The following is a 13068-nucleotide window of genomic DNA, read 5'->3' as shown; positions in this document are numbered from 1 at the left end:
TTTTTAGAATAGTAGTATTATAATTCTTTAATTTTTATAAAAAAAATATACTCTGTTTATGGTCAATAGGACAGCTGATTAGTAAGATATAAGTATCAGTAACTCAATTTATAGGTTAATCAATGGGGGTATAACTATGATTAAAGTAGCAGTAATTGGAACTGGTGGTATATCACCAGCTCATATTAATGCCTATCTGGCATTCACAGACAGATGTAAAATTGTTGCATTATGTGATATTTATCCCGAAAAGTGCGAGGCAAAAGCTAAAGAGTTTGGATTGAAGGTAGAAATCTTTAATTCTCATAAAGAATTATTAGAGAAGGCGGATTTTGATCTGGTTAGCATTTGTACCCCGCCATTTTGTCATGCAGAGATAGCTGTTGACTGCTTAAATGCTGGGAAAAATGTCATTGTAGAGAAACCCATGGCAGCCTCTTTAGAAGAATGTGATAAGATGATTGCAGCACAAAAACAAAGCAATAAAGTTTTAGCTATCATTGCGCAAAACCGATTTAAGGATCCTATATGGCATTTAAAGAAGATATTAGACAGTGGTAAAATTGGAAGAATTCTTCATGCACAAATCGATTCTCATTGGTGGAGAGGTCACTGCTATTATGATTTGTGGTGGAGAGGTCTTTGGGAAAAAGAAGGCGGTGGATGTACCTTAAATCATGCAGTTCACCATATCGATATGTTAGGATGGATGCTTGGTATGCCGCAGAAAGTTCAGGCGCTACTTAGTAATGCAGCCCATGATAATGCAGAAGTAGAAGATATCTCTATAGCCGCTTTGCAGTATGAAAAAGGCGCTGTTGCACAGGTTACCAGCTCTGTTATCCATCATGGCGAAGAGCAGCAGATTATCTTTCAAGGTGAAAAAGCTAGAATATCCGCACCGTGGAAGGTAAGGGCATCTGTTTCCACATCAAATGGATTTCCAGAAAAAGCAGAAAGCTTAGAAGAAGAATTGACGCAAGATATTGAAAATATGCCGACACTAGCTCATACCGGTCATGAGGGTGAAATCGACGATGTATTAACTGCGCTTGAAACAGGAGGTCAGCCGCTCATTACAGGAGAAAGCGGACGCTTGACTATAGAACTTATTACAGCCATATATAAAGCTGGTTTTGAACAAAGAACAATCTCTTTGCCGATTGAAAAAGGCGATCCTTATTATACCGCCAAAGGCATTCAGGATCATGCCATTCATTTTTATGAAAAGACTGGTTCGGTTACAAATTTTGCAAATGATAAAATAACAGTTGGTAGCGACTATGATAGTGAGGAGAGAGAAAAATGAAGATAAAAATGAAAGATGGGTATAATTTTATGCCAGAAGGGAAACCCAATCCGGTAGTAAAAGAAGGGGAATTTATCTTTGCAGCTATAGGGCTAGATCACGGGCACATCGGTGGGATGAGCAATGGACTTTTGGAAGCAGGTGGTACATTAAAATGGATTTATGATCCAGATCCTAAAAAATTGGATGTATATTGCGAAAAATATCCTCAGGCAAAACGTGCCAGAAGTGAAGAGGAGGTCTTAAGTGATCCGGAAGTTCGATTGGTAGCAGGAGCAGCAGTAACATCTGAACGATGCGCACTAGGACTACGTGTTATGGATGCGGGGAAAGATTATTTTACGGATAAAGCGCCTCTTACTACATTAGAACAGCTAGAGCAGGCAAAAGCAAAAGTAAAAGAAACCGGGAAAAAGTACGCGGTTTATTACAGTGAACGTCTTCATGTGGAAGATGCCATATTTGCAGGACAGCTCATTGAAAAGGGAGCTATTGGTAAAGTTATTCAAACGATCGGTATGGGACCACATCGTTTAAGTGCTCCGGCAAGACCGGATTGGTTTTTCCAAAAAGATAAATACGGCGGAATTTTATGTGATATTGGCAGCCATCAGATCGAACAATTCTTATATTATACAGGAGCTAAAGATGCGGCTGTTGTTCGCAGCCAGATTGCAAACTACGCCCATCCGGATTATCCAGAATTGGATGATTTCGGCGATGCAACCTTAGTGGCCGATAACGGGGCAAGCGGATATTTTAGAGTTGACTGGTTTACACCAGATGGACTTTCCAGTTGGGGAGATGGAAGAACCTTTATTTTAGGAACGGAAGGTTATATTGAATTGCGAAAATATGTGAATATAGGTGTTGCACCAGAAGGTGGAAAAGTTTTTTTGGCTAATCAAAAAGAAGAAATTATGTATAATATTGCCGGGAAAGTAGGCTATCCGTATTTTGGACAGTTGATTTTAGATTGTCTTAACCGAACAGAGAATGCAATGACTCAGGAGCATGCTTTTAAAGCAGCTGAATTATGTGTAAAAGCACAAATGCAGGCTGTTAAACTAAAATAACATTTAAAAAATTCATACTAAAGAAGCTGTGCACTCAATGAGCCACAGCTTCTTTATTTCTTGTTTTCATGTAATTTTCGATAGTCTCCTGGGGTTAGATTTACATATTTTTTAAAGAATCTCTGATAGCTTTGTACATTATTGTACCCCACTTTTTTTGAAATTTCACTTAAAGTTAAAAAAGTATTGGTCAGATATTCTTTGCTTTTTTCGATGCGGGTATTGTTCAGATAATCAGTTAAAGTCATGCCGGTTCGTGCTCTAAATATCTTACTTAGATAGGAATAACTAATCTTTAAGTCATCTGCCGTATCTGTAATATTCATATCCTTCATATAATGATTATCCAAATAATGCATTGCGAGTTCACAGTAGTTATTTTCTTTTGCATCATTATTTCCATATTGTTGGCTTACTTGCATAAGTAGGTTTTTTATAAAATTCATCATATCTACTAATGTTTTATTATCGTTTAAAGCCTGTAAAAGATTTGTTTCAATGAAACTGCTAAAATGAAATTCGTGATCTAGTTCAACTAAAATCCGATTATAGATATCTTTAACTTGAGAATAATTTTTAATTTTCCGTAATTCCACTTCTAGTTTTTTGAAAAGTTCAGTAATACCAGATTCGTCTTGTGAAACAATACAACGAATAAAAGAGGCATTAATATTTATCAGCATATTGTAAATATCATTCATATCTTTAGGATTTTCAATCATTTCCTCAGTTATGATCTCGTTTTTCCAACTGAAGAAATAGGAAGCTTTAATTAAATCACAGCAGATTTGATATTGGGTGATTATTTCTCCCACATTTTGAATAGGCTGACTCAATCCGAAATAGGCATTTTCATGAGTTAGTTTAATAATCGTGTTTGTCAAAATTTTCCTGGTTTGTTCAAGATCTTCTCTTTCATTACTATGATATAACAGTATCAGATTATCATCTTCAATTTTGGTTAAAACGCCTTTCATAGAGGTCTGTAAATAGGTTCGTAAGACTTCTTGTAAATTTAAGAGAAATAACGTTTCTTCCTCCACTGACATGAGCATGTCTGTAATATCAAATTTTAGTATCAACATTTCACAAAGGCAATTGCCATCTTCATCAAATAGATAAGGATGATCACGCACAAACTGCTCTTTGTCTCGGGAATTTTCTAAGAAGCTTCTGAAATTAAAAGCTTTATTTATTTCATCAAACTGAACTAATTTTAATTTGGCATTGGCATTAAAGGTACTTAATTCAGAAAAAGCAAGCTTCAGCATATCAATTTCATCGTATATATTGCTCTTGTGCAGACTCTTTGTATTTTCGGATATATCAGAGTATAAGGTGTTAATAGGCTGGTAAAGCCTCTTTGCCATATAGACTGATATTATCAATAGGAAAAAAATTAAACTCAAACAAACTACTAAGATATATTTGCCTAAATAATGGGACTCCTGATAAGCTTCAGGTGCAGGATAGGAGGCCACACAATAAATACCAAAATCAAGTAATTTTAAAAAATAAATTCGGTTGTTTTCTTTGATATAGGTTACTTCTTTTTCCTTTAAGCTTGTTAATGAAGCCAGAAGGGTTTCAGGATTTGAATAATTACATTTTCCCACCACTAATTGTCCATCAGAATTCAACAAGAAAAATTCTTCATTATAGTGAGGCACGTTATAGGTATCAGCAATTTCATTATAGAGTCTATCGATACTTACATTGGCCATCAGATAATAATGGGGTCTTCCTTTTAGTACTATTGATAGGACCAATTTATTAAACTCACTATAGATATTATTAGGAGTATCTAATAGCTCTTCATTATCAAATGCATAACGCAATGGCAGCTGTTGAATACTATAAATATTTTTGTCTATTTCATCTAACCATTTTTTATCGTAAAAATCATCAAATGCATATCTTCCACTCTTTGAATTATAAATTTTCCCAGTAGTTATATCATAAAAAGAAACAGAGTCTATTATATGATATTTCTCTTTTACAGTATATAGCTTTCTTATCAACATTGACAAATTCGTACTATAGTCATCAGTAGAAAAAGTATAAGTGCTATATTTTCTATCCAGTATTTCCGCAGATAATTCTAGTTTTACGGCATTTATTCTATGATTAATAGAAGATACAATTTCATTTAATGCGATAGATTTTTGTTCATAAAACTTATTTTCAGCCTGATTAAACATCATCGCATACCAGAAAATTCCCAATATACAAATGGGAATTAGAATGAGAAAAATATTTGATAAAATTATTTTATATAGGTAACGCTGAAAGCCTCTCCAGCTAATTATATTGCTTTTGAATTTTACACCTCTCCTCATGTAAATAGCCCCCATATGCTGTCTCTCTTTTAGTTTTTTAGCTTTAAACTTTTGAACATAATTAATTCAAGGATATCATAATATACAGGTGCTTTCAAGTTAAGCTAGAATCGTACATAAGAAAAATAGATTTTGATAGTTAGGGATAGTTTTTCATAGTCATAAATTGAATCGTACCGTTGTTATTTTTGGGGTAAGCGATTATGCTTACCCTATCAACATATTAATTTCGGAGGTAAACATGAAAATAAAGTCAATTCAGTTATATGAAACAAGGGCTCGAACTTCCCAGAAAAGTATATGGTTCTATCTATGGCAAGACAAATGGTTATATGCTATGGTGTTGCCAGCTATATTATACTATTTTATATTTAAGTATGTTCCGATGTATGGTCTAGTTATTGCCTTTAAAGATTTTAATGTATTTAAGGGAATAAGTGGTAGTGCTTGGAATGGTCTGGATAACTTTCGAAAAGTATTTTCAACGGAGTTGTTTTGGCTTGCGACAAGAAACACATTACTACTTAATGTATCAACGCTTTTGGTAAGTTTCCCCCTTACTATTCTTGTTTCTTTAATGTTAAATGAAGTTCGTTCTAAAATGTTCAGAAAGGTTTCACAATCCTTTTTATATCTTCCACATTTTATATCTTGGGTAGTTGTAGCAGGGATCGCTACTAATCTATTTGCCCAGACGGATGGAAGCATTAATAATATGCTTGCTCATATGGGATTAAATAGGGTTCCATTTCTGAATGAAAATAATTGGTGGATATTTACATATGTTATAACTAATGTTTGGAAAGAAATTGGATGGGGAACTATTATTTACTTAGCTGCCATTACAGGAATTGATGAATCTTTATATGAAGCGGCGTATATTGACGGAGCTACAAAATTCCAACGTATTGTCTATGTTACTCTACCGATGATTAAATCTGTAATCATTGTTATGCTGATTCTTTCTATTAGTAAAATGATGAGCATTGGCTTAGATGCACCGTTACTGCTTGGTAATACGAAGGTTATTAATGTATCGGAAGTACTGAGTACTTATATTTATCGTCTAGGTATTTTAAAGGCACAGTACAGTTTATCTACTGTAATTGGGTTATTTCAATCTGTAGTTAATATAATCATTCTTCTTCTTGCAGATCGTTTTGCAAAACTGATCGGTGAAGAAGGTATTATATAGAAAGGAATTAAAATGATATGAAGAATAACAAAGAAACTAAAAAACCTAATGCAGTTACTTTTGGAACAGTATTAAATTATACAATGCTTTCATTACTAGTTTTTATTTGCTTTTATCCTTTTTTAAATGTGATTGCTTACTCCTTTAGCGGCAACCGAGCGGTTATGGCAGGTGAGGTTACTTTTTTTCCTATTGAACCCCAATTAGCAGCCTATCAGGAAATTTTAAAGCGGAGTCAGATTTGGGTTGCAATGCAAGTAACTGTATGGGTAACTGCAATGGGAACTGGGATTGGACTCATTCTTACTATACTTGCAGCGTACGCGCTATCGAAGAAAAAATTAAAGGGACGTACATGGATAAACGGATTTATTCTTTTTACTATGTATTTTAGTGGCGGTCTCATTCCAACGTTTCTAGTTGTAAAGGATTTAGGTATGTATGACAGCTTAACAGCACTTTATATTCCGACGGCAATGAACGTATTTAACTTTATTGTAATGAGAACTTTCTTTAGACAGCTTCCAGAAAGCTTAGAGGAAGCAGCTTATCTGGATGGTGCAACGGATGTACAAATCCTTACGAAGATTGTACTTCCACTATCTCTACCGATTATTGCTACCATAGGCCTTTTCTATGCAGTGACATATTGGAATGATTATTTTAATTCATTAATCTATATTCAATCACCTGATAAATATACACTTCAACTTAGACTAAGAAGTCTGCTTTTTGCTGATGAACTTGGAGCAGCAGGGGCAACAGAAGGCATAGGAAATCAAGTTATGGCTGAATCATTAAAAATGGCATGTATTGTAGTGAGTACACTTCCGATTCTTGTTGTGTATCCTTGGCTACAAAAATATTTTGTGAAGGGTGTAATGCTTGGTTCTGTTAAAGGTTAATGGAATGGGCAATTATATACACTAAAATTATTTTTAGGAGGATCGTATATGAAAAAGAAAATTATGGTATTGTTACTCGCTTTAACAACAGCTATGGGTACCTTTGGCTGTACAAAGAGTAATGATACCAAGGGGGAAACTAGTGCATCATCAACCAAAAGCTCAGAGGCAAAGGCTTCCGAGACAAAGGCTTCCGAGGGTGCAAGTGAGTATCAGACAACTTATGGCTCAAAGCAATTTGATAATGTAACGATTTCGGTGGAAGTTTTTGACCGCAGTAATGCACCAGAAGGCGTATCTGTAATTGATAACAAATGGACCCAGTATATCAATCAAGAAATGAATAAAGTGGGAATTAATGTTAAATTTGTTGCTGTACCTAGATCTGAAGAAGTGAATAAAGTTCAAATTATGATGGCATCAGGTACGGGTCCAGATATTATGTTATCCTATACAGCTTCTTTGGTTGAAGGATTTTATAATGATGGAGGGACTTATGATTTAGCACCCTATATTGACGGTGCGGATCAAGCAAAGAATTTAAAAGATTATATCGGAGAAGATTGCTTAAATATTGGACGTAATGCAGACGGCGCTATATGGGGTGTTGCTGCAAGGCGTGCTACTACAGCTACAACTAATATCTTTATTCGTAAAGACTGGTTAGATGAAGCAGGTTTACAGGTTCCTACAACAGTAGATGAGTTATATACAGTGCTTAAGGTATTTAAAGAGAAGTACCCAAAGGCTTATCCAGCAGGGTTTACTACAAATACAAGAGCAAATCACCCTCAGGGCACAATATCTTTAGCATTCTTAAAAAATATTGGTGATGAAAAAACTTATAATATTCAAGCTGGTTCAACAGCTGACTTGATTTATGGAGATGAAGGCTTTGGTGATTATTTCAAATGGATGAATCAGATTTATAATGAAGGGTTAATGGATCCTGAATACTATGTAAATGCAGGAAATGAAAATGCTATGAAAGAGGACTTTGTTAACGGTAAACTTGGCGTTTTTGAAAGTAACGTAAATTACAATGTTGACAGTCTTCGTGGAAGTTTACTCAAGGTTCTTAGAGAAAAAGATCCTAAAGCGGACATTATTAGTATTCCACCTTTAAAAAATATTCATGACGGTCAAATTTATAACAGAACTTATCCAGTTAATGGAGCTTTCACGTTTATCCCTAAGACCTCTCAAAATGTAGAGGCAGCTCTTACATATTTAGATTGGTTAAGTACTCAAGAAGGTGGATTTACTTTATTCCATGGTTTCGAAGGAGAACACTTTAAATATGATGAAAATGGTGTTCCTTCTGTAATTGATGCAGACTACAATGCAAAAGACAAAGACTGGACTAGACATGACTTGTTCTTAGTTGGAAATCAAGGTTACTATAAGACAGAAGAAGATTTCGCAGCAGCTACTTCCAAAGAATCTCCAGGATTTGAACAATACGTTCTTGATAACTATAAGAATGCCACTCTAGGAATCTGTAGAAGTGATACAACCTATACAGCTCCAACCTATACAGAAAAAAATACGGAAATCAGTGTAATAGTAGAAGAAAATTTCGTGAAAATAATTACTGGTACGCCTGATAAATTCGATGCAAACTTACAGGCTTTCAAAGACAAGTTAAAGAGTGCTGGTTATGATGACGTTGTAAAAGAACGTACTGACTTTTACAATAAATAAAAATAGTTCAATAATGATTAATTTATTTCATATGTTGTTGTCGGCAGTTCTATTAGTCTATATAGGAGGCTAAATAAGAGACAGGGAAACAATTTGTTTCCCTGTTTTTAATATCGATTATGTTAATAAGGTGTGCCAAAAGAAGATAAAATATAAAAATAAAAATAATTAGAATATGGAGTAGCAGCGGACTGCGCTGGGATCTACAAAACTAGGGATATTCCGGCAGCAAAAAGGGCGCTGTGCGATCTTTGGTGGGGGCGTGTCCTATAAATTTTGTATAGGCACGATAAAAAGAAGAGTAGTCTTTAAAACCCGATTCTAGTGCTGCTTCACCAGCATTTTTTCCGTCTATTAATAACTGTTGTGCAAAAATAACCCGTTTATAGAGCAAATAATCATAGATGGTTGTCCCTGTTACTTTGCGGAATACTTTATTTAAATGGTGTTTGCTGATAAAAAAGTGCTCTGCAATTTGATCCAAGCTAAAAGGTTCTGTTAAATGCTTATTAAGATATGAAATGATATCGGTGATGGTTTTGGAACTGTTGTAATCAGCCAGAGCGGCGGTCTTAGAAAGGCTCATTACCATGATCTGTGTTAAAAGAGCTTCCATATATATGGGAAACAGGGTTTGTTGTAAACTAGGTTCCAAGGAGGCACATTCTACGAGAGATTGCAAAAACGAAAAAATGCGGTATTGTTCACAGTTTTGATAGAAAACTTCATTTCCTGAGTATTTCCCCATAGATGGAAAAGCTGAAAGTAATAGATGTCTTCGTTCTACAGACAGAAGCTCAGGATAAAAATGCAAGGCAAACCTACGGTAGGGTTTTTTACTATTAACTTTTATGCCGTGAAATACATTGGGAGATAGAAGCAGCAAACTATGGGGCGTTAAGAGGTATCCCCGATCTTCCACCATATAATCGGCATCACCGTCAATAAAATAATAAACCTCGTAATAATTATGGCAGTGCAGATAAAAATCTTTGCTGGCTTCCTCGCTCACGGAATGGGTAAAAAAAAGCATATCGCTTTTAATTTCTGCAAGAATTTCCATAAAAATCTCCTTAATCTTGTAGTGGTGTTAGTCTATATTATAAAATTTAATCGCTATATTTGCAATATATTTAAGACCATTTACAATGGTTATTATTGTTGGAATTTCTTATAATAGAGTATATAAAAGAGTGGAAAAGCTAAACAAATAAAAGGGTTTTAAGAATGAGTCGCAATTTTAATAGTTTAATCTAAAGAGATAAAACTATTTTTAGGTGTTGCAAAATTGGCTATTTTACGAGGTAGTATTTTGAATCAAAATAAAATGTATCATGATTGGTACATGAATGGAGGGAAATGATGGATAAAGTAAAAATTGGTATTATAGGCATCGGGAATATGGGTACAGGACATGCAAAAAATCTTTTGGAAGGCAAAGTAGAGGAGCTTGAGCTTTGCGCAGTGGCAGATACGAAAGAAGCAAGAAGAACTTTTGCTAAAGAAAACTTTCCAAGTAGCATTGTAATATTTGAAGATGGGGATAAGTTGATAGAATCTGGAGTTTGTGAGGCAGTTTTAATTGCTACCCAACATTATGAGCATCCTAGACTAGTCATTAAAGCACTAGAACATGGTCTTCATGTATTATCTGAAAAGCCTGCTGGTGTTTATACCTTACAGGTCCGTGAAATGAATGAAGTGGCACAAAAGCAGGATCGTGTATTTGCTATGATGTTTAATCAAAGAACTAATCATGTCTATAGAAAAATGCATGAATTGGTACATGGAGGGACCTTAGGTAAGATTAAACGTGTAAACTGGATTGTTACTGATTGGTATCGTACCCAGTCCTATTATGATTCCGGAGGCTGGAGAGCTACTTGGGATGGAGAAGGGGGAGGTGTTTTATTAAATCAGTGTCCGCATAATCTCGATTTATTACAATGGATTTGTGGTATGCCTTCCAAAGTTATGGCTTTTTGTCATAATGGAAAATGGCACAACATTGAAGTGGAAGATGATGTGACTGCCTATCTAGAATATTCTAATGGTGCTACAGGTGTATTTGTAACCACAACCGCGGATGCTCCAGGAACTAACCGTTTTGAGATTACCCTAGAAAAAGGTAAATTGGTATGCGAAAACGACAAGTTAACCTTATATCAATTAGAGGTCAGTGAAAGGGAACATTGTTTTACTGCAGAAGAAGGTTTTGCTCAGCCAAAGGGGCATTTTGTAGAGATAGAGACTGACGGATTAAATCCTCAGCATATGGGTGTACTGAAAGCATTTGCACAAAGAATTCTTAATGGAACCCCTTTGGTAGCGGAAGGGATAGAGGGGGTCAACGGCCTTTTATTATCCAATGCAATGCATCTATCCAGTTGGCTTCAAAAACCTATAGAATTTCCCTTTGACGAAAAAATATTTTTAGAGGAGCTTACAAAACTTCGTACCAATTCTAAATTTAAGAAAACGGTAAAAGAAGTTACCTTTAATACAGAAGGAACATATTAATAAAAACAATGATGAGTAAAAGATAATGGGCAGTATGATGAGGATAATATAATATCTGCCCAAGAATGGGGGGCAATTATGAATATAGCAATTGTGGGATGCGGGGCCATTGCCAAAGTACATGGGGACTCTGTAGAAAAATCAGCAGGCCACAGGTTAGTTGCATTTGCAGATAGGATCAAAGAGAGGGCAGAGCAATTTGCTACCAGATATCAAGGGACTGCCTACGAATCCTTGGAAGAAATGCTAGAAAGAGAAGCGATTGATGTTCTTCATATTTGCACTCCTCATGATCTTCATGTTCCAATGGCTATTTATGCTTTAGAACATGGGGTGCATGTTTTTATGGAAAAACCTCCAGTTATATCATTGGAGCAGTTACAACAATTAGAAGCTGTTCAGTCGGATAGGTATTTGGGTTTTTGTTTTCAGAATCGTTATAACCCAAGTATTTTACAGGTTAAAAAACTTCTAGAATCTGGAGAAGCAGGGAAAATCTACGGGGCAAGAGGAATCGTTAACTGGAGCCGCCCCGATTCTTATTATACAAATAGCGAATGGCGTGGCAGGCTTAGTACAGAGGGTGGAGGCGTTTTAATCAACCAATCCGTACATACTATGGATTTAATTGCCTATTTTCTGGGGACTCCCCTTAGTGTTGATGCAATGATGGCAAATCACCATTTAAAAAATGTGATTGAAGTAGAAGACACCATGGAAGCATACATTCGCTTTAAGGGAGAAAGAAGGGCATGTTTTTATGCAACGACAGCTTATGTGGACAATATGCCTCCTATTATTGAAATTGCTTGCGAAGATAGAACAATTCGCATAGAGGATCTGAATGTCACTTATTATTATAAAGATGCTAAGGTTGAAAGGCCACCTATCAAAAGCAAAGAAGGATTGGGCAAAGATTATTGGGGGGGTGGTCATCAAGACTGTATTGAAGATTTTTATCAAAGTATTGAGAGAAAGGTTCCCTTTGCATTAGATCTACCAAATATAAAGGAAACCATACTTCTAATGCTTGGCATGTATGAATCTGCAAAAACAGGGCAAGAAATTGCCATCACTTATTTTAAGGAGGATGTATTATGTTAGAGAATACGATTATTACGGGTTTTGCTGACGAAATTCATAGAGATATAGAAGTTCAGGTAAAACTGCTGAAGGAACTAGGCATTTCACATTTAGAATTACGCAGTGCAAATGGAAAAAACATTTCTGAGTTTACTCTTGAAGAAGCAAAAGAGTTAAAAAACTATTTATCAGATAATCAAATTAAAGTTTCAGCAATCGGCTCGCCCATTGGTAAAATTCAGATTACAGATGATTTTGAACCACACTTTGACACATATAAACGGATTGTGGAAATTGCAAAAATCATGGAAACCCCTTATATTAGAATATTTAGCTTTTTTATGCCAGAAGGAGAAGAAATAGATCAATACAAAGATGAAGTATTTGCTAGAATGGAGCGTTTTGTGGAGTATGCAAAAGCACAAAGCGTGGTACTTCTTCATGAAAATGAAAAAGATATCTATGGAGACATGGCAATGCGATGCCTCGATTTATTTAAAAGATTTTATGGAGATCATTTTAAATGTATTTTTGATTTTGCCAATTTTGTACAATGTGAACAAGACACGCTGGAAGCTTATGAAATGTTAAAACCTTATATTGAATATATTCATATTAAAGATGCTTTATTAGCTGATGGCAAGGTGACCCCATCAGGTGAAGGGGACGGCAAGGTAAAAGAAATCTTACAAAAATTAGATAGTGAGGATTACTCTGGGTTTTTAAGCTTAGAACCTCATTTGGCTGAATTTGATGCACTCCACTCATTGGAAAAAAATGCGGCTAAGCGCGCTCTAACCGATGGAGAGGCAGCTTATACCATTGCGTATCAGGCGCTGATAAAATTATTAAAATAGATTTCTATAAGGTAAGGGCTTAGGTTGAAAGAAAAACAATTTCAACTGTTTATTTGTGGCAGTATCACAAGCAAAGCTTG

General features: G+C 35.3%; 10 protein-coding genes. 8 read left to right on the top strand and 2 right to left on the bottom strand.

The annotated features are described in order from the left end of the window. The first annotated feature begins 136 nt into the window (after window positions 1-136). The gene (locus BN3326_RS08315; RefSeq protein WP_069998716.1) at window positions 137-1309 is read left to right on the top strand and encodes a Gfo/Idh/MocA family protein; all 1173 of its coding nucleotides are present in this window, start codon (window positions 137-139) and stop codon (window positions 1307-1309) included. Continuing rightward, window positions 1306-2385 (top strand): Gfo/Idh/MocA family protein, encoded by a 1080-nt coding sequence (locus BN3326_RS08310; RefSeq protein WP_330389666.1) that lies wholly within the window; start codon window positions 1306-1308, stop codon window positions 2383-2385. The genes BN3326_RS08315 and BN3326_RS08310 overlap by 4 nt, the downstream gene beginning before the upstream one ends. A gap of 53 nt (window positions 2386-2438) precedes the next feature. Here the strand turns inward: BN3326_RS08310 and BN3326_RS08305 are convergent, their stop codons facing one another. Then, a complete protein-coding gene (locus BN3326_RS08305; protein WP_069998715.1) occupies window positions 2439-4724 on the bottom strand; it encodes a helix-turn-helix domain-containing protein in 2286 nt (761 codons plus the stop codon). A gap of 241 nt (window positions 4725-4965) precedes the next feature. On the opposite strand from BN3326_RS08305, the gene BN3326_RS08300 reads away from it, so the two are divergent. The 3 genes from BN3326_RS08300 to BN3326_RS08290 are packed head-to-tail and all read left to right on the top strand — an operon-like array spanning window position 4966 to window position 8528. After that, window positions 4966-5919: an ABC transporter permease gene (locus tag BN3326_RS08300; RefSeq protein ID WP_083258599.1), complete on the top strand. Its 954-nt coding sequence runs from the start codon at window positions 4966-4968 to the stop codon at window positions 5917-5919. Window positions 5920-5936: 17 nt separating this feature from the next. Beyond that, window positions 5937-6824 (top strand): carbohydrate ABC transporter permease, encoded by an 888-nt coding sequence (locus BN3326_RS08295; RefSeq protein WP_069998714.1) that lies wholly within the window; start codon window positions 5937-5939, stop codon window positions 6822-6824. Window positions 6825-6872: 48 nt separating this feature from the next. Beyond that, entirely contained in the window at window positions 6873-8528 is a 1656-nt protein-coding gene (locus BN3326_RS08290) for an extracellular solute-binding protein (protein ID WP_069998713.1), read from the top strand. 211 nt (window positions 8529-8739) lie between these two features. Here the strand turns inward: BN3326_RS08290 and BN3326_RS08285 are convergent, their stop codons facing one another. Then, window positions 8740-9591, bottom strand: a complete 852-nt coding sequence (locus BN3326_RS08285) for a helix-turn-helix transcriptional regulator (protein ID WP_069998712.1) — start codon at window positions 9589-9591, stop codon at window positions 8740-8742. Between the two features lie 299 nt (window positions 9592-9890). Between BN3326_RS08285 and BN3326_RS08280 the strand changes: the two genes are divergently transcribed. The 3 genes from BN3326_RS08280 to BN3326_RS08270 all read left to right on the top strand — a co-directional run bounded on the left by BN3326_RS08280 (window position 9891) and on the right by BN3326_RS08270 (window position 12988). Beyond that, entirely contained in the window at window positions 9891-11048 is a 1158-nt protein-coding gene (locus BN3326_RS08280; RefSeq protein WP_069998711.1) for a Gfo/Idh/MocA family protein, read from the top strand. Between the two features lie 78 nt (window positions 11049-11126). Continuing rightward, window positions 11127-12152, top strand: a complete 1026-nt coding sequence (locus BN3326_RS08275; RefSeq protein WP_069998710.1) for a Gfo/Idh/MocA family protein — start codon at window positions 11127-11129, stop codon at window positions 12150-12152. Continuing rightward, window positions 12146-12988 carry a sugar phosphate isomerase/epimerase family protein gene (locus BN3326_RS08270; RefSeq protein WP_069998709.1) on the top strand — a complete coding sequence of 281 codons (843 nt, stop codon included), beginning with the start codon at window positions 12146-12148 and terminating at the stop codon, window positions 12986-12988. Before BN3326_RS08275 ends, BN3326_RS08270 begins: the two co-directional genes overlap by 7 nt. The last annotated feature ends 80 nt before the right edge of the window (window positions 12989-13068 follow it).

It is taken from the genome of Cellulosilyticum sp. I15G10I2 (assembly GCF_900095725.1).
Classification (GTDB): domain Bacteria; phylum Bacillota; class Clostridia; order Lachnospirales; family Cellulosilyticaceae; genus FMMP01.
The sequence above is the reverse complement of the archived record's forward strand: the minus strand, read 5'-3'. Positions and strand labels throughout refer to the sequence as shown.